Annotated in this window: 20 protein-coding genes; 2 read left to right on the forward strand and 18 right to left on the reverse strand. The window is 62.7% G+C overall.

Going from position 1 to position 25,084, the window contains the following annotated elements:
• Positions 1-55: 55 nt before the first annotated feature.
• Positions 56-1,168 (reverse strand): response regulator, encoded by a 1,113-nt coding sequence (locus GGQ74_RS07530; RefSeq protein ID WP_167940868.1) that lies wholly within the window; start codon positions 1,166-1,168, stop codon positions 56-58.
• Between the two features lie 413 nt (positions 1,169-1,581).
• Here GGQ74_RS07530 and fliM point away from each other — a divergent pair, with 413 nt between their 5' ends.
• Both fliM and GGQ74_RS07540 read left to right on the forward strand, forming a co-directional pair.
• Entirely contained in the window at positions 1,582-2,562 is a 981-nt protein-coding gene (fliM, locus tag GGQ74_RS07535) for a flagellar motor switch protein FliM (protein WP_167940869.1), read from the forward strand.
• A gap of 292 nt (positions 2,563-2,854) precedes the next feature.
• Complete coding sequence (locus GGQ74_RS07540; RefSeq protein ID WP_167940870.1) at positions 2,855-4,582, forward strand: hypothetical protein; 1,728 nt, start codon at positions 2,855-2,857, stop codon at positions 4,580-4,582.
• A 96-nt stretch (positions 4,583-4,678) separates the two neighbouring features.
• Here GGQ74_RS07540 and GGQ74_RS07545 read toward each other — a convergent pair whose 3' ends face one another.
• The 17 genes from GGQ74_RS07545 to GGQ74_RS07625 all read right to left on the reverse strand — a co-directional run bounded on the left by GGQ74_RS07545 (position 4,679) and on the right by GGQ74_RS07625 (position 24,938).
• Entirely contained in the window at positions 4,679-5,374 is a 696-nt protein-coding gene (locus GGQ74_RS07545) for an OmpA/MotB family protein (RefSeq protein WP_167940871.1), read from the reverse strand.
• Positions 5,371-6,186, reverse strand: a complete 816-nt coding sequence (locus tag GGQ74_RS07550; RefSeq protein WP_167940872.1) for a MotA/TolQ/ExbB proton channel family protein — start codon at positions 6,184-6,186, stop codon at positions 5,371-5,373. The genes GGQ74_RS07545 and GGQ74_RS07550 overlap by 4 nt, the downstream gene beginning before the upstream one ends.
• A complete protein-coding gene (locus GGQ74_RS07555; protein WP_167940873.1) occupies positions 6,183-7,382 on the reverse strand; it encodes a cyclic nucleotide-binding domain-containing protein in 1,200 nt (399 codons plus the stop codon). Before GGQ74_RS07555 ends, GGQ74_RS07550 begins: the two co-directional genes overlap by 4 nt.
• Positions 7,383-7,429: 47 nt before the next feature.
• Positions 7,430-9,841, reverse strand: coding sequence for an HD domain-containing phosphohydrolase (locus tag GGQ74_RS07560; protein WP_245168144.1), 2,412 nt, complete (start codon positions 9,839-9,841; stop codon positions 7,430-7,432).
• A gap of 298 nt (positions 9,842-10,139) precedes the next feature.
• A complete protein-coding gene (locus GGQ74_RS07565; RefSeq protein ID WP_167940875.1) occupies positions 10,140-10,952 on the reverse strand; it encodes a tetratricopeptide repeat protein in 813 nt (270 codons plus the stop codon).
• Positions 10,949-12,571, reverse strand: a complete 1,623-nt coding sequence (locus tag GGQ74_RS07570) for a hypothetical protein (protein ID WP_167940876.1) — start codon at positions 12,569-12,571, stop codon at positions 10,949-10,951. The genes GGQ74_RS07565 and GGQ74_RS07570 overlap by 4 nt, the downstream gene beginning before the upstream one ends.
• Positions 12,572-12,676: 105 nt before the next feature.
• Positions 12,677-13,339, reverse strand: a complete 663-nt coding sequence (locus GGQ74_RS07575) for a SctD/MshK family protein (protein ID WP_167940877.1) — start codon at positions 13,337-13,339, stop codon at positions 12,677-12,679.
• Positions 13,340-15,244 (reverse strand): hypothetical protein, encoded by a 1,905-nt coding sequence (locus GGQ74_RS07580; protein WP_167940878.1) that lies wholly within the window; start codon positions 15,242-15,244, stop codon positions 13,340-13,342. It lies immediately after the preceding gene.
• Positions 15,245-15,283: 39 nt separating this feature from the next.
• Positions 15,284-15,790 carry a hypothetical protein gene (locus tag GGQ74_RS07585; RefSeq protein ID WP_167940879.1) on the reverse strand — a complete coding sequence of 169 codons (507 nt, stop codon included), beginning with the start codon at positions 15,788-15,790 and terminating at the stop codon, positions 15,284-15,286.
• A gap of 19 nt (positions 15,791-15,809) precedes the next feature.
• Positions 15,810-17,036: a type II secretion system F family protein gene (locus GGQ74_RS07590; protein WP_167940880.1), complete on the reverse strand. Its 1,227-nt coding sequence runs from the start codon at positions 17,034-17,036 to the stop codon at positions 15,810-15,812.
• 39 nt (positions 17,037-17,075) lie between these two features.
• Positions 17,076-18,722, reverse strand: a complete 1,647-nt coding sequence (locus GGQ74_RS07595; protein WP_167940881.1) for a GspE/PulE family protein — start codon at positions 18,720-18,722, stop codon at positions 17,076-17,078.
• Between the two features lie 70 nt (positions 18,723-18,792).
• A complete protein-coding gene (locus GGQ74_RS07600; RefSeq protein WP_167940882.1) occupies positions 18,793-20,505 on the reverse strand; it encodes an ExeA family protein in 1,713 nt (570 codons plus the stop codon).
• Positions 20,506-20,705: 200 nt separating this feature from the next.
• Entirely contained in the window at positions 20,706-21,434 is a 729-nt protein-coding gene (locus GGQ74_RS07605; protein ID WP_167940883.1) for a prepilin-type N-terminal cleavage/methylation domain-containing protein, read from the reverse strand.
• 54 nt (positions 21,435-21,488) lie between these two features.
• A complete protein-coding gene (locus GGQ74_RS07610; RefSeq protein WP_167940884.1) occupies positions 21,489-22,256 on the reverse strand; it encodes a prepilin-type N-terminal cleavage/methylation domain-containing protein in 768 nt (255 codons plus the stop codon).
• Positions 22,257-22,321: 65 nt separating this feature from the next.
• Positions 22,322-23,083: a prepilin-type N-terminal cleavage/methylation domain-containing protein gene (locus tag GGQ74_RS07615; protein ID WP_167940885.1), complete on the reverse strand. Its 762-nt coding sequence runs from the start codon at positions 23,081-23,083 to the stop codon at positions 22,322-22,324.
• A gap of 296 nt (positions 23,084-23,379) precedes the next feature.
• Entirely contained in the window at positions 23,380-24,300 is a 921-nt protein-coding gene (locus GGQ74_RS07620; protein ID WP_167940886.1) for a UshA-like (seleno)protein family 2, read from the reverse strand.
• Positions 24,301-24,302: 2 nt separating this feature from the next.
• Positions 24,303-24,938 carry a hypothetical protein gene (locus tag GGQ74_RS07625; RefSeq protein ID WP_167940887.1) on the reverse strand — a complete coding sequence of 212 codons (636 nt, stop codon included), beginning with the start codon at positions 24,936-24,938 and terminating at the stop codon, positions 24,303-24,305.
• Between the last annotated feature and the right edge of the window lie 146 nt (positions 24,939-25,084).

Consider the following 25,084-nt stretch of genomic DNA (forward strand, 5'->3'; position numbering starts at 1 on the left):
CAAAGGGAGAACGGCGGGCCGTTCGCGTCATGAAAGTCCGACGAAACGCGACGGGTCACACGTCCTTGATGGTCTGCGACACCTCCGACGCCGGACGCCGCACGGCGACGCCGCGCCACGGCGTGCCGAGCAGTTCCTGATGAAACTTGAGCGCCTCCGGAAAATCGCTGTTGCACTGCAACGCATCGATAAGCTCCGTCGTGGCCTTCTCCCGGTCGCCCATGTAGTGGAAGGCTTTGGCGAGGTTGTAGTGGACGTTCTCGTCGTCCGGCGTCAATTCGAGCGCCCGCTTGTAGGCATGCACCGCACCGGGATAGTCACCGTTGCGCCGCAGCCGCACGCCCAGTGTGTTGTACGGATTGGGGGCGCGCACGTCGTGCTTGAGAATCTCGATGAAGAGGGTCTTGGCCTCCTCCATCCTGTCGAACTGCGCATGGACCTCAGCGGCCTTCTGCATGTAGTTCTTGTACTTCTCGGAATCGCCCTTGCCCATGTAGGCCTGCGCGAGACCATGATAGGCCTCGGCGAAGAGGTCATTGATCTTGAGGGCCTTGTTGAAGGAGACGATGGCCTTGCCGAACTTCTGCCGAAAAAGATAGTCGCAGCCCATGTCGTAGTACTTCTGGGCCTCGTCCTGCAGGGTAAGTATTTCCTCGAATTCCTCGATGGCGTCGTCGAAGTCGCCCTGCGCCACCATATCCTGCGCGGCCTTGAGCTGCTCCACCTCGATCTCGCTGAAGCGTTGAAGCTGCTGGGCCATGACGATGTGTCGCTGGAACGTCTCGAAGGAATAGGGCCGCAGCACATAGCCCGTACAGCCCGAGGAAATGGCGTCGAGCACGGCGTTCTTGGCGTTCTCCGTGGTGACCATCATCACCGGGGTGGTCCGGAAGCGTGGGATCTGGCGCAGGATGCGAATGAAGTGCGTGCCGTCCATGTCCGCCAGGCGGGTGTCGCAGATAACGATGTCCACGTCCTCGCCGCCGAGCACGGCAAGCGCCTCCTCACCGGACGAAAAGGTAAGCACGCGCCCAGGGCGGAACTTCTGCATGGTCAGCTTGTCCCGGCGCAGATGGTCCTCCATCCCCGAGACTATGGCCACCTGTTTGAAGCTTATGCCCACATTCGTGCCCCACAGACGTCTGCTTGAAAATGGTTGATATGTCATTTGTAGGTTTCCGCATGCGATTTTGCAAGGGATTAACCCAAGATGTGCCGGTTGATCCAGACTTTTCCCCGCCCCCGGGGGGCAACCGCCCAGCGCGGGTTCACGTCAAATTTCCAACGTCATCCATGGGATGCGACACGCACGAATCACCCCCATCCGCCCGCACAGCGGGGCACGGCGGTCCATCCCGATAATTTCGCAGCGAGTGGTTCGCGTCTTGCATCGCTTGGCGCACCACGCACAGGGGCACAAGCCGACGCGCCGCGACAAGCCGCGCGAACCAACGGACAATCCCTTGCGCTACCGCCGCTTATCAGGCATTGCGCATGGCGGCGGCGTACCGTAGTGTATGGGCACGACATTTTCCGAGGCGGCGTTTTCTGCCGCCCGTTGAACAGGCAAGAGGCGGAAAAATGAGCAAGATTCTCGATCAGGACGAAGTCGACGCGCTACTTCGAGGCCTTTCCGGAGGCGAAATCGAAGCGGAGGCGGAAATACCGGAGGACGACTCCGGTGTCGTATCGTTCGACCTCGCGAACCAGGACCGCATCATCCGCGGCCGCATGCCGGTTCTCGAAATCGTCAACGACCGCTTCGCGCGGCTGTGCACCAATGCGCTGGCCAACGCCATGCGCAAGCGCGTGGACCTGAACCCCATCTCCATCGACATGTCGAAGTTCGGCGACTTCATGCGCTCGCTGCCGGTGCCCACGTCCATCAACATCTTCAAGATGGACCCCCTGCGCGGCAACGCCCTGCTGGTCGTGGACTCGCGGCTGGTCTTCGCGCTGGTGGAAAATTTCTTCGGCGGCGCGGGCAGCCAGCCCAAGGTCGAGGGCCGCGACTTCACGCCCATCGAACAGGCCATCGTGGACCGCGTGGTCAAGATCGCCCTCTCGAACATGGAGGACGCGTGGCGTCCCGTGCACGAGGTGCACATCGAGCTGACGCGCTCGGAGATCAACCCGCAGTTCGCGGCCATCGTTCCGCCGTCCGACGTGGTCATCGTGGTCACCTTCGAGGTGGAACTGGAAAACGCCATCGGTTCGATGATCGCCTGCCTGCCCTACGCCACCCTCGAACCCATCCGCTCCAAGCTGCACGCGTCCTTCCAGTCGGAACGCCTTGAGGTGGACCACGCGTGGATCGCGCGTTTCAAAGAGCGCCTGCTCGAAACGCCGGTGGAACTGGTCATCGAACTGGGCCGCAGCAAAATCACCGGCCGCCAGCTCCTCAACCTCGACATCGGCGACATTCTGCTCCTCGACACGGACACAGAGGAACTGCTCACCGCCGAGGTGCAGGGCGTGAAAAAATTCTTCGGCCTGCCCGGAACGGTCAAGGGCAGCAAGGCCTTTCAGGTCGTGCGCGAGGAAGAGCCGCGCTACGCCTAACCAGACCGTCAGCCCCCATCCACGACAAAAAATCCCGCCCCCGGCGGGATTTTCTTTTGCGGCACACCATACACCAGAAGACGCGCCATCAGGCCGTCCCCATCCCCTCCATCCGCATATTTCGAGGCCTGCCCGACACGAACAGCGATTTCGCACGCACACGCCACGCAATCTCACGCAAGCTCTTGGCTCCAAAGACATTTTCAACTAGGGTCATGCGTGACTCATTTCCGGCCCGGCGCTGCTCCGCACACGGCGCGCACGGCTCAACACCAGTGAAGAGGAATCCGGCATGCGCACGCCCCGCATTGTGACGTTGGCCCTGCTCATCGCGACCATCCTCCCGGCGGTTCCGGCCGCAGGGGGCGATTCGGACCACGTGGATTGGAAGGCCGTCGCGCGAGAACGCAAGGCCTCCCCGGATATCGACTGGGACAAACTCCTCTCGCGCGAGCGGACCGCGACCGACCGGGTGGACTGGAAGAGCCTCATGAAATCGCCCGGCCCCGGCGCAAACACGCCAACCGCGAAAACGACGGGGCAGATTCCCATCGCCGCGACACCCAAGGCACCGGCCATCGCGCCGCCTGCCGCCGTCGCCCCGGTCCCCGGCCCAACGGCTCCGAAGGCACCGACCCCGCCAGCCGACATGGACAAGCGCTACCGCATCCGCAGCGACGGCGGCAAACACACGACGCCACAGGCCACACCCCCCGTCGCCGCAACGCCTGCTCCCGAAATGTCACAGCAGCACCGGTCCGTCACGACGCCCGCCACGGATGCTGGCATGCTGACCGATACGCCAAGCGCGCCACAGCCCAACACGCTCCAGCCCGTCGCGCCACAGACCGTCGCGCCCTCCACAGTCAAACCCCAAGCCGTCGCACCCAGCGCGGGACAACCATGCACGCCTGCGGCGCAGACACACGCGCCCACGCCCAAAGCCGCCCCCGCGCCGTCCCTCAGTACGGCTCCGACGCCTACCGCAACTCCGGAACCCGCTCCCCCTGCGGGCGAGCAAGTTCCCCGCAGTGTCACGCCAACGCCAACGCCTAGTTCCGCCCATCCCGCCGCAATCGCGGACGCGCAGGCCGAGGCACCGGCCCCAGCTCCAATGGCGACAGTGACAGCGACAGCGACACCGGCACCGACAGCGGCAGATTCCGACACCACCGCAGCAGCCGAGGAACACGCGTCCGTCGAGCCGCCCCTCGAAGTCGTAACCCTCGCTCCGTCAAAGTCCCCGGTACAGCCGCCGGCGCAGGCAGCCGCTCCGGAAACCGATTTCCATCCATATTCCCCGGCCTGCTCCCCCAGCGACACGCGCATCGCGCCTCCGGCTCCGCCCGTGGCCCTCGTGGCGGCGGTCAGCCCGACGCGCACGCCGAAAACCGCCCGCCCCGCCCCACAGCCCATACGACTCTTCGACGACGCGGCCATAGACCGCCTCGTCCTCCTCGCCCTGCACGACAAGGACGACCAGATGGCGCAGGACGGCACACCGGCGCGCAGCATGATCCTCACCAAGTGGACCGGCGACGCGCGGGTGCGCATCCTCGGAGCGCGCGACGACCGGGAGCGCGCCATGGTGGCCGACGCCGTAGAGCGCATCAACGCCGTGCTCAAGGAGACGGTGAGCATCTCCCTGCGTGTCACGGAGTTCGAGCCAAACATCTCGGTCTTCCTGCTCGACGGCGGCGACGGACTCGACGGCTACACCCGCAACACCTATGCACCGGACCAGAGCATCGAATCGGCCAACGTGGTGCTCTACCGCGACGCCGCCACCCCGCGCACCATCCTGCGGGAGACGCTTCGCGCCCTCGGCGTCACGGGCTGCGTGCCCGGCGCTGGAGACAGCGTCTTCTCCACGGCCTGCACCTCCGTGCAGAAGCGGTCCTGCGAACTTCCTGATGCCGACGCCAACGCTCTGCGCCTCATGTACCATCCGTCGCTCAAGCCAGGCATGGACGCCGCGCAACTGCGGGCCGCAGCCGCACGGCTCGTCGCCGAGCGCTGACCGCCCCGCCACGCCGCATTTTGCACACAAAAAAGGCCGGACAATGTCCGGCCTTTTTCATGCGGTTCGCATCGCTTTAGAAAACGCGCCTGCGGATCAGGGCTCCACAAGCAGCACGATGCGCCTGTTACGCGCCTGATTTTCGGGAATGGGATTGCCGAAGGCGTCGCGGTTGGCGAACTTGGGCCGCGTGTCAGCCAGTCCCTTCACCTGTATCTGCTCCGGCGGAAAGCCCTTGTCGATGAGGTGGCGCGCCACGGCCGATGCACGCGCGGCGGAAAGCTCCCAGTTGGAAGGAAAAATTTCGGACTGGATGGGAATGTCGTCCGTGTGGCCCTCCACGGTCAGCCGATAGGGCACACCCTGCAGGGCGGGAAGAATGTGATCGAGGGTGGCCAGCGCACGCGGGGTCAACTCCGCGCTGCCGAGGTCGAAAAACACCGCGCCATGCAGATTCACGGCCACGGCGTCGGGACGCTTCTCGATATCCACAGCGTCGCGCTCATGCCCGATGCGCTGGGCAAGGTCCTTCTCGATCTGGGCGAGGGTGCGGATGCGGATGCGCACGGACTCCGGCACGTCCTCGGCCTTGGTGGCGTTGGCGGGCTTGCGGACGTTCATGGCGTCGCCAAGGGATTCGGCAACCTGCGAATACTGGCGCGAGTCCACCTCGCTCACCGCCACGACGAGGATGAAGAAGCACAGGATGAGGGTCATCATGTCCGCGAAGGACAATTCCCAGCTCCCGGCATCGCGCTCGTTGGCGGCGCGGCGCTCGGAGAAGCGAATCATGCCCGACCGCCCGATGCCGGACGCGCGGGCGCAGCCTTGCGCGAAACGCTGATGGACCCCCAGCGCCGGGGCGGCAGGTAGGCCTTGAGCTTGTCGAGCACGATGAGCGCGGGCGTGCGGTCCTTGATGAACAGCATGCCGTCGCGGATGACGGACATGAGAATGGCCCGCTCCTCGATGCGCTTCTCCACCTTCACGGCGATGGGCAGAAAGACCATGTTCGCGAGCAGAATGCCATAGAGGGTGGTGGTCAGCGCGGTGGCCATGGCCGGGCCAATCTCGCGCAGGTTCGAGCCCATGGCCTGCATCATGCCGATGAGGCCGATGAGCGTGCCGATGATACCGAAGGCCGGGGCCAGCCGGGCCATGGTGCGATAGATGCCCGCGGCGGACATTTCCTGCTCGTAGGTCTGATGGATGCGGGTATCGAGAATCTCGCGCAGTTCCTCGCGCGGGTAGCCATCCACAAGCATCTGCACGGCGTCCTTCATGAACTCGTTTTCGATGCCGGGGAGCTTCTTCTCAAGGCGCATGGTCCCCCCGCGCGAGGCGGCATCGGCGAGGTTGTGCAGCGCGCCGATGTACTCGCCGATGGGCAATTCCTCGCGCCCGAGGGCGATGAGAAAGATCTGGAACACGCGAGCAACCTCGCGCATGGGATAGCAGATGAAGGTCGCAGCCGCAGTGCCGCCAAGGACGATGGCGAGGCCGGGACCATTCAGGAAGACCCACGCGCTGGCGGTGGAGAACCATGTGGCGAAGCCGAGAACGGCCATGCCGAAGATGATGCCGATCAGCGTTGCGACGTTCACTTGGTGCTCCCCTTGATGTCCCTGATGATCTCCATGAGTTCGTCTTCGGCGTCAGCGGCTTCCATTTCCTCCACCCCTTCCATGGAGCCGGACTCGTCACGAACGATGGCCGCTATCTTCTTCGACAGGTTGCCAAAAATCTTTCCGCGCGCCTCCTCACCAGCCATCGCGGCCAAAAGCGCCATCTTGTGATAGCCGATGCGCGAGAAGGCCTCCTGCAGGGTGGTATTGTCCACGTGGACGATGTCGTCCACGGTCTCCAGTTCGTCCACGTTCACCCGCTTGCGCTTGACGCGCTTGAAGAATTCCTCGCCCATCTCCTTGGCCCACTCGTCCACGGTGGGCTTGTGGAAAAAGAAATAGGTCTCGGGAATCTCCTTGTAGCCCATCTTGCGGTAGATGATCTCCGGGTCGGCCCCAACGCTCTTCGCAAAATCGTAGACATCCACGAATTCGAGACATTCGGTGAATGGCGGACGCGCGCCGCCCATTTCCTGACTGAGATTGCGGACCACGGTCATGAACTTGTCCGGCTCGGGAATGGCTACGTAGCGATCCTTGAGAAAATCGGACTGGCGGCGCATGCGGCCCAGCGCGTCGCGCTTCATGACCGGTTCGCGCACGTCGGTGATTTCCACGATCTTGAGCTTACCCAGCCGTGCCAATATCTCGTCGATCTCAAGCTGGGAGACGAGCAGAATGTCCTTGCACTGGCGGGAAAGCTCCGCATAGCTCACGCCATGCCTGCTTCCGTTGGTCCGCTCCGTGGCGCACAGCGCACGATGCATGAGTTCCAGCACGCCACACACGCTGGTCAGCACGTTGCTGGTCACGCTCTCGGCCAGCCTGCCCTGCATGCCGTGCACCTGCTCCACCAGCGAACGCATCAGCCGCTGAATCGGACCGGGGCACTTGAGGAGCATGGTCCGGAACACGTCCTGATCGATGACGATGAGTTCGCACGGTTCCTCGGCCACGGCCGAGGCGTTACGCGGGCCAGCAGTAAAGAGGCCCTCCTCGCCGAAGACCTGTCCGGGCAGAATGCGGGCCAGCACGAGACGCTTGTTGTTCTGGGTACGGAAGACCGTCGCCGTCCCCTTCTTGAGCATGTAGGCGACGGAGCCTTTCTGGCCTTCCTTGAAGATGATCTGCCCCTTGTGGAGCGTCTTGTATTTCGTGGAGGAATTGAGGTCCATTCGGCGTCTTTTCCGTGCGCGGGATGCTTGTGGACCGCCACCCGCGCCTATCGGTTCATGTATCGATCGACCATCGCCAGGAGGTCCTGCTTGGCAATGGGCTTCGCCAGAAAATCATTGTATCCCACACGTAGGCTCTCCGGCCCGGCATCCGCAACATAGTGCGGAGTCAGCGCGATGAACGGCGTCGCACACAGCCTGGCCTCGCGTTCCATGCTCCGCATGGCGTCGATGGCCGCATGTCCGGGCATGTCCGCAAGCTGGGAGCCCATGAGCACCAGGGCGTAGGCCGTCTGCCCGAAGGCCGCCACACCCCGCCGCCCGCTCTCGGCGAACTCCACCTCATAGGGTGTGCCCTTGAGATAGTACTGCACGAGCATCCGCGAGTTGGCTGAATCATCCACGACGAGAATGCGGCGCGACGCACCGTCATCCTCGTCGAGGCGGCACATCTTGGCGTGAACGGCCACGGCGGCCCGCTTCGCCCGCTCCTCCATGCACTGGACCAGTTTGCGAAGCTCCTCCACCTCTACAGGAGCGACCAAGTACCCTGCAAGCCCCAATCCCACCGCAAGGCTGGCATTTCCCGGAACATGCCCGGACGCGACCACCGCCAGCGACCACGCGGGAAAGCCCGGAACCTTGACCAACGCCTCGGCCACGGCGAATCCGCCGCCTTCGGGCAGGTCCGCATCCAGAATCGCTAGCTTGAACGGCTCGCCCTTCTCGAAGGCCTCGCGCAGCAGCCCTTCGGCCTGCGCGGCGTCCGCCACACGCTCGATCTGCGCCCCCCAGCCAGTCAGGATATCCTCCACGCCCTCCTCGGGTGCGGTCGAGGCAATGAGCACCCGACGCTCGGTCAGGCAGGGGTTGACGACCACCTCGTCGAATTGGTCGGGATTGAGTTCATGCTCGGCGTATTCGCGAAAGAGGCCGGAAGAGAGAAACAGGTCATGCACGTTCGGATCGACGTGTTTGTCCTTCTTCATGAACCCAAGAATCTTCACCGCCTGCGACAGCGGCATGGGCTTCTTGTAGGGACGGTCCTTGGCGGTGAGCGCCTCGAAGATGTCGGCCACAGCCATGATGCGCGACTGCAGGGCCAATTCGTCACCCGATAGCCCGAGCGGATAGCCCGTGCCGTCCATCTTCTCATGGTGAGCGCTGGCGTACTCCGGCACGCGGGACAGCTTCTTGGGAAAGGGCAGTTCGCCGAGCATCTTTCCCGTCATGCGGGCATGGTTCTCGATGATGCCCCGCTCCTCGCCGGTGAGGGTGCCCTTGCGGATGCAGAGGTTCTTCAGTTCGTCATCGGTGAGGTAGGTCTGCGTCTCACCATCCACGGTGAAAGTTCTGGCCGCAATGCCCTTGAGCCGCTCGATGCGCTCGTCGCTCATGAACTCGCCCGGCTCGTTGCAGGACAGCACGAAGGCGCTATCGTCCGCCAGCTTGGCCAGCGCCTCGTCGCGCTCCGTGTGCAGGGCGTCCAGTGCGGCTAAATCGGGGGAGCCGGACTCGTAGAGGTCGAGCATGCGGCGCATGAAATCGGCTTCCATGACCTTGGCGATGAGGTCGAGCCGCGCCTTGACCATGTGCACGCGGTCGAAAATGGTTTCGAGCTTGGAGGACTTGTCCACCACGTATTCCGGGGTGATGATCTTGCCGACGTCGTGAAGCCACGCCGCCAGCTTAAGCTCCTCCATCTCGTCCTCGGTGAAGAAGACGTCCTTGAACGGTCCCTCGTCGAGACGGTTGATCTCCTCGGCGATCATCATGGTGATATCCACCACGCGGTTGATGTGACCGCCCGTGTAGGGGGACTTTTCTTCAATCGCGTTGGCGATGCTCTTGATGAATGCGTAGAAGAGGTCCTTGAGATCCTGGATGAGTTGGGTCTTGGTCAGCGCCGCCGCGGCCTGCGAGGCCAGCGAGGCCACCAGCATGACGCGGTCGTCCGTGAAGCCGCCGATGCCGTCCGGACTTGTCGGATCGGTGGCGTTGAGGAGCTGGAGCACGCCCATGATCTCGTTTTCGTGATTGCGCATGGGGATGACCAGCATGGACTTGGAGCGGTAGCCCGTGGCGGCGTCGTACTTGCGAGGGCCGGTGAAGTCGAATTCCTCGGACTCGTAGACGTCGTCGATATTGACGATATCGCCGGTGACGGCGACATGGGAGGAGACGTTGGCGTGGTTCGGCTCGCCGTCCACGTACAGCGGCACCGGCGGCAGGTTGATGCTCACGCCCGTGGTGCCGCCCATGCGGGTGTTCATGGTCTCGTTCTGGAGGATGACGAAATCGAGCCGCGACCCGTCGTCGCCGACCATGTACAGCGTCCCGGCGTCCGCCCCGGTGATCTTTCGGGCCTCGTAGACGATCATCTCCAACAGGCGGTTGACGTCCGACTCGCCGGAAAGCGCCATGCCGATCTCGGCGTAGGTACTCAGGTGATCGTGCAATGCCTCTCCGCTCATGGGAGAGGTTGCGCCGCTTCCGCGTTCACGTGATTCCATAACAACCGCCTTTTGCAGAACATTCCCGTTGCCAGCCAGCGGAAAAATGCGCCGCCATCCATGTTCCATCATGCCGATTTCATATGCAAAACATACGCGATACAACGTTCATGCACAAGCCAATTCGCGGAAACCCCCTCGTGCGGGAGCACTACGCAACGCCCATGACATCGCCCGAAAAGGACGAAGGCCCCGCAGGCGTTTCATCCTGCGGGGCCTCGATGATCCATGATGCAAAAATTCATCAGCGCTCACCGAGAATGCGCCCGAGTTGCAGCACCTTCTCGTTCATGGGGTAACGCTCCACAAGCGCACGGTATATGCCAATGGCCTCGTCACGCTTGTCCTGCCCCAGAAGCGCATAGGCAAGGTTCAGATTGCTCACGAAGTCGCCGGGACGAATGCCCACCGCGCGCCGGTAGTAGTTCTCGGCGTCGGCATAGCGCTTTTCCTTGAGGGCCAGATAGCCTTCCCACTTGTACTTGGTGGCGCTCTCCTTGCGGCCTATCTCCGTGGTCATCTTATCCAGCAGATCCTTGGACGTGCTCAGGTCGCCCGTCTCGGAGGACTGGATGAGCTTGCGCTGGAGCGAGAGCACCTCCTCATTGGAACGCGCGCGCTTGGCGAAATGGGTCTCCAGAGCCTTGGTGGGCTTGGTGAGGTCCACGGCCTCCTTCGCGGTTTCCTCCTGCGGGGGGCGATAGAGCCGCTGCTTGATGATCGGCTCCTGAATGCCGGAATCCATCTGCCGCGTCGGCCGCGCCAGTTCGGCGCTGATGTCGCCCTCCAGAATCTTCTCCACCGCCGCGCCGCGCTCCTGAAGTTTCGCCGTCGGCGCGGTGGGCAGGTCCGGCGGCGGCGGAATCTCGATCTGCTGCACCTCCTGCTTGATGAAGAACAGGCCGGAGCCGACCAGCAGCACGAGCACGGCCGTGTAGGCCAGCGCCCGAAGCACGAGCTTGCTCATGCGCGGAGCCACGGCTTGCGGCGTCTGACGCGTCTCCCGCGCCGCCTCTTCCTTCTTCAATTGCTGAAGACTGCGGTAGATGACGCTCATTGCACTATCCTGATGTTCATGATGATCACGAGTTCGCGCACCCGCTCGGACTGGGCGCGGCTCTTGAACAGCCAGCCGAGTCCCGGCACCTGCGCCAGCCCGGGAACGCCCGTATCCGTCTTGCCCGTGACCTTGTCGATGAGGCCGCCGAGGATGATGGTGTCGCCGTCGCTCACGCGGACGTTGGTGCTCACATTCTTCACCTCGACCTTGGGCAGGGATATCTGATCGTCATCCGCCGTGACCGTAACGCGCGTCAGGCTCGACGGGTCCACCTCACTCTTGATGGGGTAGACCTGCATGTCGATCTTGTTATCGTCGTTGACGAAGCAGATGACGCCGAGCATCACGCCGTTGAACACCGTGGAGGTTTCCACGCTGTAGGTCGTCTTGTTGTTATCGTCGATTTCGCGATTGATGGCGCTGACGTACTTCGCCGATTCGCCGGAGGTAAACAGCGCGGGCTGCCCGTGGCGCACGCGCACATGCGGGTTGGCCACGGTCTTCACGCCGCCGAAGGTCTGCATGGCCTCGATGGCCGCATTGATGGCGATATCGCCCTTGGTGAAGCCGGTCATGCGCAGGATGGTCTTGTCATCCGCCCAGTTGCGCTGGTCGAAGGCCTTGTTCGAGCGGCTCAGGAACTCGAAGGTGGAGCCGGAATCGCCCGCGCTCAGGCGCTGGTCCACATAGCTCCAGTCGATGCCGAGATTCCACTCGTCGTCGAGCACCACTTGCAGGATGCGCGCGTCGATGACCACCTGCCGCGACAGCTTGGCCTTCAGGTTGTTGAGCATCTTGGCCACGGCACGCAGCTTGCCCGGCGTGGTGCGCACGTAGAGCTGACCGGCCAGTGGATCGAGGGCGAAGAAACCGTTCTCGTCGGATGACACGCCACCGCCGCCTCCGCCTCCGCCGCCGCCCTGCATGTTGCCGCTGGCCTCATTGATGATGGCGTCCACGGTTTCGAGGATCAGGCCGTAGAGCGAGTCGTCCTCCAGCGTGCCGCCGATGGTGGTGGCCAGCGTGAACTCGCCCTTGAGCTCGCCGCTTGCGCCCTCGGAACCGAGGTTGCCAAAGATGTCGCCGCCGCTGGCGGTGGTGACCTCCGAAGTGACGTTGACGAAATCAAGCTCGAAGGTCCGCTCGTTCCAGCGCTGGACGTAGAGGATGTTGTCCTTCACCTCCCACGCCAGATCGTAGGCCTCCAGAAGCTTCTCCACCACGAGGGCCGACGAGGCGTCCTCGAAGCTGATGGTGATGCGGTTCTCAAGGCTGATGCCTGGTTCGATGACCAGATTCAGCCCGGAGTTTCGCGCGATAAGGAAGAGGACATTGTGGATGGTCTCTTCCTGCACGCTGATGGAAATCCGCGTCTCCTCCAGCGGGTTGAACTCCGGGAGCACCGGCTCGATGGCTTCCGCCAGAAGGCCCTTCTCCGCCTGCAGCTGATCCTCCTGCGCGCGAGCCTTCAGGAACTCCTCGTTCTCCGAGCGGATGCTCTTGTAGAGCGCGTCGTACTCGAGGTTCGTCTCAAGCTGTTTCGTGGACGGATTACCGCACGAAAGCACCCCCAGCGACATCGCCATCAGACCGAAAACGATCATGTACCTGCGCATGGTCGGCACCTTGCCCCCCCTCCCGGACGAAAGAGGCCCGGATATGGTCCTGCCCTTTGAGCCGCTCACTGTCGTATTGCGTATAGTCTCGAGCATGCCGCGCCCCTACTTCTGTTTCCCGAGCTGCTGCAGAATCTGCAATGCCTGATCCGGAGTCAGGTCCGGAGGCAACTGCCCGACATCTACCGTTCCGGTGCCGGCGTGCCCTTCGACGGACTCGGCTCCGGGTTGCGTCTGCGTGGGGTCGAAGACCTTTTCGGTCTTGTCCCTTTCGGGACGCCGCAGCTCCACCCTGAAGGGCGGCTGCCAGTTCTGGCGTTCCTCGGTGTCGCCAACGCCGAAGACAACTGCATCCGGCTCGATACGCTTGATCAGCCTGCCGTCGGGCAGCGTGTCCCCCTCTTGGTACACCGCGCCGGAAAGCACCACGTGGCGGCTCTTCGGTCCGATGGAGATGGACGAAAGCTGAAGGCTCTGGCGCCCCTGCTCCTTGAGGACCTCCTCTTCGAGCACGATGAGTGCCGGGTCCACGACATCGACCTTGGCATAGGTGGCCTTGGCCCCCTTGAGCACATCGATGGCGGCCCGGATGGCCTTCGTGGCCTCGTCGGTGGGTATGGCGACCTGCTTGGGAGCAAGCCGTTCGAGCACCGTGGACTTGAACGTCGGGATCTGGTGATCCTTGGTGGCGAGCCACCCCACCGTCCCCAGCACCACGATGCCGTACCCGACCCAGCGTATGAGTATGTTCCGCCTGCCTGGGTGCATCTAGTCCCCCTTCTCGGTCAGAGGCCAACGGACGTTGAGCGTGTAGTAGTTTCCTTCGAGGTCCAGATCGAGCTGCTGTCCCGTCACCGTGAAGCCCGCGCGCTCCATGTCCTCGATGTAGGCCGTGAAGACCTGCTGCGCCCCGGCAAGCTCCATCTCCACCTGCCCCTCAAGCCGCACATCCACGAAATCCTGCGAGTAGCGCAGTTCCAGACCGTCCACCCGTATGGAACCGGGCCGAAGCGACGAGAGGAAGTTCCACATCTCGCCAAAAGGCGGTGACAACGCGGCCTGACGGAACCCGTTGGCCAGATTCAGCGCCGGGTCCACGTCCTCGAAGGCCACATTCACCGCCCGCGAGCGCAGACGATTCTCCAGCTCGTTCATCTGCATCTTGATGCTCTGCACCTGCGACTTCACCTGCCCACGCACGCCCTGAATGGCGTACACGCCCGCGCCCGCGACAAGGGCCATGGCCAGCAGAACGGCCCACAGCCACTTTTCGGCCTGTTCCAGAGGCCGCAGGTAGGCCTCTTCCTTCGGGCCGAGGTTGCCGCTCGTCGGCACGGCGGACACGACCTGCGGCAGCGCAGACCACACCCGTTCGCCATTGAGCGTGAACTCGTGCACGGCCGTGGGAATGATCGGAATATCAACGTCGGGCTGCGGCAGCTCCAGCGTGGGTGTCAGGGCCTCGGTCCAGTCCACGTGGCTAATCTTCTGGCCCATGTTCTTTTCGAGGGCCACAAGGTCCTGTTCGAGGGCGAAGATGCCTTCCACCAGCGCCTGCTCGTCGTCGCCGACGAGGGTGTAGCGCCGGGCCAGATGCACGTCGCCGTTCTTGCCCGCGACGAGCACGATGGTTCCGGGCAGGTGCAGCGCCAGCGCATGCACACCGCGCCCCTTCCTGCGCAGCAGCCCGTACATCATGGACACGCTGTCGAGAATGACGAAACCGTCGACCGAACTGTTGTACAGCTCCATGAGTCCGACATGACGGTTGCGGGGCAGCACCTCGTAGAACACGCTGACCTGCCCGCCCTCCAGCTTGCGCCGCGAGAAGATGTGCAGGCTGCCTTCGGGCGTCAGCTCGCCGGACTCCTCAAGGTTCTTGCGCGCCAGCACCCCGGCGTACTTGAACTCCGTAGACAGGGTCAGAAGCCCCATGCCCGGCGCGTCCACATTGTCCACAAGGTATTTGAAGTAGCCGCCAAGGGCGGAAATATCCTCGATGATGTCGATGCCGCGCGAGCTGAACATGTGCTTCACGCCGCCAAGCTCAAACACGAAGGGCGAGAATCCAGACCGGCTGGTCTTCCAGCCCCAGTCGCGGCTATAGGTCGCCTCCGCGCTCTCCTCGTCCTCCTCGTATTCCATGCGCGGTGGTGCGGCAGGCGCGACGCTCTGCGGCTCCGGCTCGGGTTCAGGCTCGGGTTCAGGCTCGGGGGCAGATTCGGATTCGAGTTCGTATCCGACCTCCTGCGGAGCCTCCTCCTCGTAGGCTGGCTCCGGCTCCTGCTCCAGTTCGGCGGATTCGGCTTCGGTCCCGTATTCGCCGGAAACCTCCTGCGCGTCGGTCTCGTACTCCTCGGGGGCGGCATCCTGCTCCGCGTACTCCTCATCAACGAGGGCGTAGCCTTCGTCGGAAGTTGCCGCTTCTTCCCCGGCCGTAGCCTCCATGTCGGCGCGTGCCTCGTCGGCGACCTCGGACGCGAAGGGATCGAGGGCCGCAGGCGCAGGTTCGGGCGCCTCGGGTTCCGGCGGCGTTTTGCCCGCAGCGGACGAATCCTCGAGTTCCCAGGAGATGTCCTCAAGTTCGAGTTCCGGCACTCCCGGCTGTGTCGTCCCGGTGCCTTCCTCGATCTCTTCCGGCTGCCGCCCGGTATTCTTCTTGGGATCAGTCATCATCGGTCCCCGCTTCGCTAAATGCCTGTGGGATTCGCGCTACCTGTTCTTCGGGATCATGAACTCGCCCTGCATGACCGTTTCGTACATCTGCTTCGGCAGTGGACCTCCCGCCGCAGGCTTCTCGCCGGCGGGAGGCTGCGCGGGCGCCGTGCCTTCAGCGGATTCCGGAGCGACGACGACACGCGTCACGCGAAGCGCCGTGGGGCGGAACCAGTACCCGCCCTTGTCCGGATCGTTGGACGCGAGGTACAGAAGCTTTTCGAGATCGCGCCATTCCATGGTCCGCCCGATGGACAGCGGATAGAGCAACCAGTTGTCCGGGGCCAGCCCCACCTGCTGAATCTGCTCCCACAGCCCATTGACCACCACGACCTTCTCCTCCTGCTCGGCAAAGAGCTTCTCCACGCGGCGGTAGTTCTGCATCTCGGTGTTGAGGAACTCGATCTCCGCCTGCGAAACGCGGAAGTCCATCCACACCTGATAGAACAGCACGATGCCCGCCGCGAACGCCACGCTCAGAATCACACTGACGATCCAACGCATACCGTCTCCTTGCGGCCGGCTAGCCGACCTTGCCGATCATGTCGTAGATGGGCAGCAGCAGGCCCGCGAAAATGGCTCCGAACAGGAGTCCCATGAACACGAGCATGGCCGGTTCCAGCGTCTTGCCCAGAACCTCCACCAACGCCGCGAGCTTGTCCCGGTAGAGCTTGGCCACGTAGGCCGTCTGTTCTTCTATGCGGCCCGTCTGCTCGCCGACGGACACCATGCGCACGGCGAACGGATGCAGTGCCTCGGACTGCTTCATGGAGTCCGAAAGCGGGTTGCCGTTGCGAACGCCATCCTGCACGAGGATGAGCCGTCCCTTGTAGACCATGTTGGTCATGGACTCGGTGATGATTTCGAGGGTGCGCAGCACGCCCACGCCCGCCCCGAGCAAAATGCCCAGATACTCCGTGACGCGCGCGATGATGGACGTCTCAATGATGGTCGAGAAGATGGGGATGCGCAGCGCGATGTAGTCCATCACGTAATGCACGCGCACGCTCTTTTTCCGCGCGTAGTTCAGCAGAATCACGCTGCCCACGACGCCGATGACCGTCCATCCGAAATAGAGCTGGAACCAGTTGGAAATGGCGATGAGTATGCGCGTGGGGGTTGGCGTGGCCACGCCCATGTCCGAAAAGAGTTTCACGATGCGCGGCACCACGAAATAGAACCAGAAAAAGCACGACAGGATGACCACGCCGAGGATGAAGCCGGGGTAGACCAAGGCGCGCTTGGTGCCGCTGACGATCTCCTCGATGTGTTCGAGGTGCTCGCCAGACTTCTTGCACATCTGGTCCAGCATACCGGTTTCCTCGCCGATGCGGCACATGTACTGCACGAGAGGGTTGAAGACCTTGGGATGACGCGCCAGCGCCTCGCCGAAGGTCTGCCCGCTCTCGATGTCGGTGCGCATGAACTTGAGCGTCATGAGCAGCATCGGGTTCTTGATCTCCTGCATGATCTCGTCCATGGACGACAGCACGGGAACGCCAGCCCCAAGCAGCATAGACATATTGTTGAAAAACTCGGCGAGGTCGGAACGGCTGACGCGCGCAAAGCCCTGCGTGGCCAACTTCGTGACCCACGACATCACGGTGCCCAGCCGCTGAATGGCGATGACCACCCCGCCCTGCCGCTCCAGATAGCGGATGGCCGGGGCGTCGTCGTCGAAGGGAAGCTCCACCACTCCCCTATCGACCTTGCCCTGTGCGGTCAGGAGCTTGAACCGGAATATTGGCATGCTCTATCCTGCTGGTTTCCGGTTGTGGCCCGGGCGACGCTAGTAGCGCGTCTTTCCGAGCACGCGTTGCAGTTCTTCCACCGTGGTCGCGCCACTTCGCGCCTTCACGATGCCTATGTCGAACATGGTCTTGAATCCCTTGCGCCGAAGCATGTCCTCCAGCTGGGTCAGTTCGATGTCCTTTTCCATGGCCTCGCGCACATCGCGGTCCACGACCAGAATCTCGTAGACCAGCGTCCGGCCGATGTAGCCGGAGTGGTTGCAGGCCTCGCAGCCCTGCCCCCGGTAGAGTTTCTCCACGGTCTCGCCGAGGTAGTCGATCTCCTCCTGCGACGGCGCGTATTCCACCTTGCAGTGCGGGCAAATGGTGCGCACCAGACGCTGGCTGACCACGCCGATGAGGCTTTCGGCCAGCATCTGCGTATCCATGCCGAGGCCCTGAAGGCGCGGAATGGAGCCGATGGCCGTGTTCGTATGCAGGGTGGACAGCACGAGGTGACCGGTGGTGGCCGCGGTGAGAGCCGTGGACGCCGTCTCCTCGTCGCGCATTTCGCCGATGAGGATGACGTCCGGGTCGTGACGCAGGAAGTGGCGCATGGCGTTGGAGAAGCCATACCCAGCGCCCTCGTTGACCTGCGTCTGCCGCGCCAGCGGCACCACATATTCGATGGGGTTCTCGACGGTGATCACGTTCTTGCCGAGCAGATCCAGCGTGGTCAGACCGGTGACCAGCGTGGTGGTCTTGCCCGATCCGGTCGGGCCGGTGAGCAGCAAAATGCCGAACGGCTCGTCGAACAGCCTGCCGATGGTGCGCACGTCATCTTCAAGGAAGCCGAGGGCGGGCAGCGACAGGCTGGCCCGCTCCTGCGAGAGCAGACGCATGACGATGTTCTCGCCGAAGGGCGTCACAACCGACGACACGCGGATGTCGTAGCGCCGTTCGAGGAGGTTCGCCGTCCAGCGGCCGTCCTGCGGCAGGCGCTGCTCGGCGATGTCCATGCCCGCCTGCAGCTTGATGGATGTGGTCACGCGAGAGAGCTGCGGCGGCAGGAAGGCCATGTTGCGCAGCACGCCGTCCACGCGGAAGGCCACGGCGATGCCGCGGGCCATGGGCCGCAGATGCACGTCCGTGGCGCGCTGCTTAACCGCCAGAAGCAGGATGTAGTTGATGAGCGTGTCGGGGCTGACCGTCCGGCTGGTGTCGGCGGCGATGATGCCCACCTCGCGCTGCATGAGCTTTTCGACCGGGTTGTCCAAAAAATAGAAGAAATTGTAGATGGCGGAGATGACGCGACTTTCCTCGGCCATGGTGAACAGCGGCTTCATGCCCGTTGCGCGGACGATGAACTGCTCCGCCTTGGACTCGGGAATGTCCGAAATGGCCGCGACGACCTGATTGTCGCGCACACCGTAGGGGAAGATGCGCATGGCGAGGCAGGTGTTGCGGTTGAAGCGCTTGAGGAGCTGGAAATCCGGCGAAATGCTGTCGAGATTCACGTGGTCCAGTTCGAGCTGCTGGGCCACGGTATGCACGAGGTCGTACTCGGAGACGAGACCCGTACGCGTCAGCACCTGGCCGAGCTTCTCCTTCGTCACGCGCTGCACCTGCAACGCGTAGCGGATATGCTCGTCGCCAATGAATCCCCTGTCGCGGAGCAGGTCGCCTATTCGAATGGGTCCGGCCATATATCCACCTTTATGGTGATGGTTTCCCGGCGTCCGAGTGCCGGGGCCGCCCGCCAACGGGGCGGCGGCTTCAGCCCTGCTTCGACATGACAATGAGCCAGAACACCGTTTCGGGGTCGGGCCACATGGTGCGCTTGAGCTTCATGTCCTTCTGGAAGCCGTTGATGGCGCGCCATGTGACGGGGCCGACCATTCCGTCGTCCGGTCCCCAGTAGTACCCGAGGACCTTGAGCATCTTCTGGAGCTTCAGGATGTCCTCATTGCGATAGCCGTAGTAGAAGTCCTGCACCACGAAGGGCGGTTCCCACAGCACCAGCCACGCAGGGTCGTCCCGAACGATCTTCTTCCAGGGGAACGAGGCGAAGGTCATGCCCGTCTGGGCAGGCAGCCTGTCGAGTTCGAGAACCTGCCACGGCTCGGGCAGCACCTCTTCGAGAATGTCGATCTTCCCCTCTCTGACAGCCCGGTCCAGATCGGCCAGATGCTTCTCAAGCCCCGCCGCGCCGAGGAATTTACCGTACTCCTCGGGATACGCATCGCTCCGGACGGACTCTACCCCAGTATCTAATGATGTCGCAGTTTTAGTATCGGCTGTCAAGTTTCTATTTTCTTCTACAGCCGCAACCTGAATGGCCATTGACGATGCATTTTCTGAATTTGCGACACGCATCTTCACATTTTCAATATCAACGCCATGTTGCTCATCAGCAGACACAGTCCCTTCGCTGCGCCCATCAACGTTCACGAATGCGCTATCCGCATCCAACTTGCCAGCATCATTTTCCTTTTCGTCCAAGAGCTGCATTGAAAGCACCGATGTCATGGCCATGCGGGCAACGCTCGTCTGCCCCGATCCGCTGGGCATGAGCGGAGCGAACGCCAACGCGACGGCCACCGCGGCCGCCACGCCGGTCAACGCAAGGTTCACGCGTCGCCGCGCCGCGCCCATCCGCTCGGCCACCTCCACCTGACAGGTGCCGATCTCGGCAACAGCCGCCCGCAGTGCACGCGCGGACAGCTCCTTTTCCCCGAAGGCCACAGACGCGTAGAGCGCCCGTTCCATGACCAGATTGATCATGCGGGTGTTGCCACAGGTGGCCATGTGCAGAATCTTGAGCGGCGCACCCGACAGCCGAAACGGCGACGAGGCGCTCGACAGCTTGAAGTTGACGAAGCGCCCCGTTTCCTCGCGGTTAAACGGCAGAAGCTCCTTGTAGATGGTGATGCGGCTGCGCAACTGCCGGAGCTTCGGCTCATCGAGCCGGGCTTTGAGTTCCGGCTGCCCCACCAGCAGAATCTGGACGAGTTTTCGCCCCTCCAACTCCAGGTTGGAGAGCATGCGTAGCGCCTCCATGGCGGGCAGGCTCAGATTGTGCGCCTCGTCCACGATGATGGCGCAGTTGCGTCCCTCAGAATTGCGCTCGACGAGAAAGGTCTGGAGCAGGTCCACCAGCCCGGCCACGTTGGCCGTGCGCGGCGCGTCGATGCCGAAATCGCGCGCGATGGCCAGCAGCAGTTCCTCCTTGTTGAGCATGGTGTTGAATATCCACGCCGTGGCCAACTCCTCGCCGTCGAGACGGCGCAGCAGCTGGTAGAGGAGCGAGGTCTTGCCCACCCCCACCTCGCCGGTAAGCAACAGGAAGCCCTTGCGCGACAGGATGCCGAAGGCGAGTTCATCGAGAATCTGCTTGGTCGCCTCGGTGTGGAAGTATCCATCCGTGTCGGCGGCCATGGAGAACGGATTGCGGTCCAGCCCGAGTGCTTGGAAGATGTCGTTGGTCATGTCCGGCCCTTGCGTATCGCATGAAGGTGAACGCGAACTGTCCGTTTCCGGCACGGCCCCACCGCGCCGTCGCACCGCGTGGAAGATGATTCGAAACCCGTCTGCGGGCGTGGCTCAGCGCCCCCGCATCGAAAGGGCGGCAGACCCCACATGCGGAGCCTGCCGTCCCATTCATCGCTTCATCACGAAGGCGGCCCCGCCTAGTAGTCGAGTACGAGTCCCACAACGACATACTTGTTCGCGGAGTTTGCCGACGGATAGCTCGTAAGCAGCGTCAGCGCGCCTCCTGTGCCAAGCGCGGCGTTAGCCGCGTTGATGACCTCGGTCGTCGCGCTGGCAATGCCCACGCACGCGCCGTTGGCCGAGTCGGCCTGTCCGTCGATGAGCGTATCGAGGCCCTGCGCCACATCGGAAGGCACATTCTGGAGCACGACGATATTGCGGAACGGACCGTTTGCGCCGATCTGCTCGGCATAGAACCCGACGACCACGCGCGACTTACCGCTGGTCTCACCCTCGACGTTCCGCATGAACACGTTGTAGCCGTTGGGGCAGTTGTTGTTCGTGTCGTTGGCGAGGTCGGTCTTGATCATGGTGCAGGGTTCAATGCCCACGTCCCGCGTGGCATTGAGCACCTCGTCGTACTGCGTGAGGTTGTTGGTGCCCATGAACAGGTTGTCCATGTAGCCGTTGGCATTGGCGGCGGTACCGCCGTTGGCGGTGCCATCCGCCAGCGCCTGCCCGGTCTTGTCCATGTACGTGGTCGCGATGGTCATCCACTTCTGGGCAAAGCCCTGCGAGAACTGCTTGACCTGCGAGCCGCGCACGATATCCCTGCCTTTCATCACGCCGGCAAGGATGATGCCGATGATGACCAGCACGATGGCCATTTCAACAAGCGTGAAGCCTTTCACTACGCGCTTTTCCATGACGTTCCCCCATGTTCTCGATGACGGCTTTTCTCGAAAGCCCGTGAAACGTTCCTAGTAGTCCAGCACCAGTCCGATGACGGCAAGCATCGTGCTGTCCGTTCCCCAGGCGAGCGGAGTCACCGTCGAACCCGTGGCTGCGGGAGTGAAGGCGTTCGTCGAGTAGTCCGCATTGGCGGCGCTCAGGTTGACGACGATGCAGCTTCCGCCCTGACCATCGGCCTGTCCGTCGATGACCGTATCCAGACCGATACCCACATCCACGGGGACGTTCTGAATAAGCACGACATTGCGGTTGGGACCGCCGGTGCTGATCACGTAGTTGTAGAAGCCCACGCCCACGCGCTGCTTACCAGTGAATTCGCCGTCCACCATGCGCTCGAAGACGTTGTAACCACCAGCTCCACAATCCGCGCTGGCATCCTCCAGATCGCTCTTGATCATGGTGCACGGCTCGATGCCCACGAGGCGCAGATAGGTCAGCACGTTGTCGCGGTCATCCGCGAACTGTCCGGCCTCGCCGCCAGCGGGCTGGGCCAGCATGCGGCCGTCCATGCGCCCGTCGGGCGGGGTGGTCGTGGCATTGCTGCCGTTGGTGGGGCCGTCGAACAGGGGCTGGCCCTTCTTGTCGTAATACGTCGAGGCGATGGTCAGCCACTTCTGGGCAAAGCCCTGCGAAAACTGCTTGATCTGGGAGCCGCGAACGATGTCGCGCCCCTTCATCACGCCGGCGAGGATAATGCCGATGATCACGAGGACAATGGCCATTTCCACCAGCGTGAAGCCTCTTTTGCCTTCACGGTATTCCTTGATGGACCTCATTATTGCTGCCTCCAGTCGGCTTGTTGGTCATGTTGCGGCGCTTGGCGCCGTATCCCGGAAACGGCCTAGAAATCCAGCACCAGCACCACGTTGGCCAGCTTGGCTGCTTCGTCCTGATCAGGCCACCTGTACAGGCTCAGGCTCGTGGTCCCGCCGGGGTCGGTGATGTCCTGCCAGTCACCGGGGTTGAACGCGGTGGCGTAGTTCGACATGTTGAGGCACAGCCCGTTCTCGCCGTCGGCCTGACCGTCGATCAGCGTGTCGAGACCGATGGCCACGTCCACGGGCACTCCGCCGATGACCACGCAGTTGCGGCGCGCGTTGTTGACGAGGAAGTTGAAGAAGGCCACGCCCACGGTGGACTTACCACTCCACTCGCCCTCGACCGTGCGCTCCCAGATGTTGTAGCCATTGTCGCAACTGGTGGTGGCCGCGTCGTTGTTCAGGTCACTCTTGATCATGGTGCAGGGAGTGATGCCCACGTTGCGCAGGGCCTGCAATCCCGTGGCCCGGCTCGCCGCAGAGTAGTTGGCGTCTGCCGAGGCGAGAATCACGTCATCCATCTCGCCATTTGGCGAACTGACGACGCTATTGCCGTTGTCCTGCCCGTCCATGAAGTGCTGCCCCACCTTGTCGTAGTAGGTGGAGGCGATGGTAACCCACTTCTGGGCGTACCCCTGTGAAAATTGTTTGACCTGAGAGCCGCGAACGATGTCGCGTCCCTTCATCACGCCCGCAAGGATGATGCCGATGATGACCAGCACGATGGCCATCTCCACGAGCGTGAAGCCGGAGACCTTCCTTTTTTCAGCCTGAAGCAAACGCATTCCTGTTCCTCCCGCGCTTTTGCTGATGCATTGAAGCCGGGGCAGCCAACCGTGCCTCGCAGGCAGCGGCTTCCGGCTCGGTTCCATGCGGCCGTAAGGGCTATTCCCCCTATTTACAGTATGTGCCAGAGGCACACTCCAACGTCAACAACCGACGCCTTCTGTTCCGTATTGCATTCATCAGCCCTTTTCGCTGACCTGTTGCAACACTCTGGAAACGCTGATCTTTTTAACAATGTCAATTATTGCGCTCGCATAGCAAATGCGAGCAATTTCCCTCCTTTCCCACCATCCCGCTACAGCCAACTAAAGAGGTTGGCTACACGGATGTCATATTTCACCGTACCATCCAACGCGATGCTCGTCACACGAAAATCCTCGACTAGTGCAAAGTTTCCTTCACCCGCCGTCGGACGCCGCAGCACATCGACCCGCATCACCCCCCTGCCATCGAACACACTGCGCAGCCAGAGCGTTCCGCCGCCGGGACTCATCCGGAAGCCATCGCCCATGCCCGGTCCTGTACCGAAAAGCAGGTCCACGGCTCCATCGTACTCACGCAGAAAGGCGGCTTCGGCCTTCTCGCCCCATGGGCTCATGCCGACGAGGATGTCCACGCTGGGCCGCAGCTCCCGCGCGGCGCGAACCGCCTGCTCCTTCCGCGCGGCATCCGGCCCGGCAACGATATCCGCAGGCGCGGGAAACATGACGACTCCAACGCGCACCCCCGCGCGCTCAATGACCGCAGTCCTCGGCGCGTCGCCAAGCGTCGTCCAGTCCTCGCGCATATCCACGCCCGCATCGGCCAACCACCTCGCCTCGGCGGGCGCGATGGTCAATGCGTCGTAGTCCAGCATGCCGTAGGCGGTGACCAGCGCGTTCGCGAGGTCCTGTCCGCCCTTGGCGTCCTTGCGAAAATGCATGAACTCGTAGGCCCCACCCAGAAAGAGCACCGCCTCGCCCTGCTGTGCACGGACATCCGCGAAGACCGTCGCCCTGCGCCCCAGCCCGCCGATGCCGCCGCGCCCGCCGCAGGTGGGGCAGGCCTCGTACCAGCCAAGCGTGTTCCCCGTGAACACGATGGACAACGGCACAGGCTCCGCCGCGAAACACACCCCTGCCCATGCGAGTACGCTAATGCACAGCCCGACAACGAAACCGACCACACGATTCGATCCGCCATCTTCATGTCCACAGGAGAAGAAACGCTGCCTCATGCTCACCCATCCAGCTTGATTTTCAGGAACAGATCCACATGTTCGTCATCCACAGGAGAATAGAGAATGTTCCCCGCGTCGGCGCGCTTGTCGTCGAATTTCCAATCCATGGCCCGTGCCTCGTCGGCGTTGAATCCGCGCAACACGAAGTAGTTCGCGCCGCCAAGCTCCCTGCCGTCGGCCACGAGGGATACCCAGTACAGATCAAGCGCACACCCGCGCACGCGCGGGTTCGCCGTCGGCACGACGCCGGAGGCGTGAAGCTCGGCAACGGCAAGCGCGTCCTCGCCGAGGGCGCGCTCTATGCGCCAGTCCCCGCGGCCCGTGCCGTTGACGGCTCCTTCGTCGCCCGGCAAATGCCCGTACATGTCAATGTAATTCATGACCGCGACGCGGTAGCTTTCAAGAAGATTATAGGCGTAGACGGCATTTGCCGTCCGATAGGGCGTAACGTCGAGCCCGCGTCCCTGCGTGCCCTCGTCCGTGGTCCAGATGTAGAGCAACCCCAGCAGCACCGCGAAAAGCAGCAACACGCCGACGAGCAGCTCGGAAATCGCAAAGCCGCGCCGCCCGGCGCGACAGACCCGCCAGTTCCGACCATGCGCGACTTCGCGAACCCGCCGAATGTGGCGATCCATGTAATGGAGTTCTCTCATTCAACGAACATTACGTGAGAATGCGAACCGTTTCAAGACGACACGCAAAAGACTCATCAAAAGTCTGATCGAATCCATCACAAGCAACCAACAGCAATTAACGCCGGACTATTGCGCTGGATATGCAT

Source organism: Desulfobaculum xiamenense (assembly GCF_011927665.1).
GTDB lineage: Bacteria > Desulfobacterota > Desulfovibrionia > Desulfovibrionales > Desulfovibrionaceae > Desulfobaculum > Desulfobaculum xiamenense.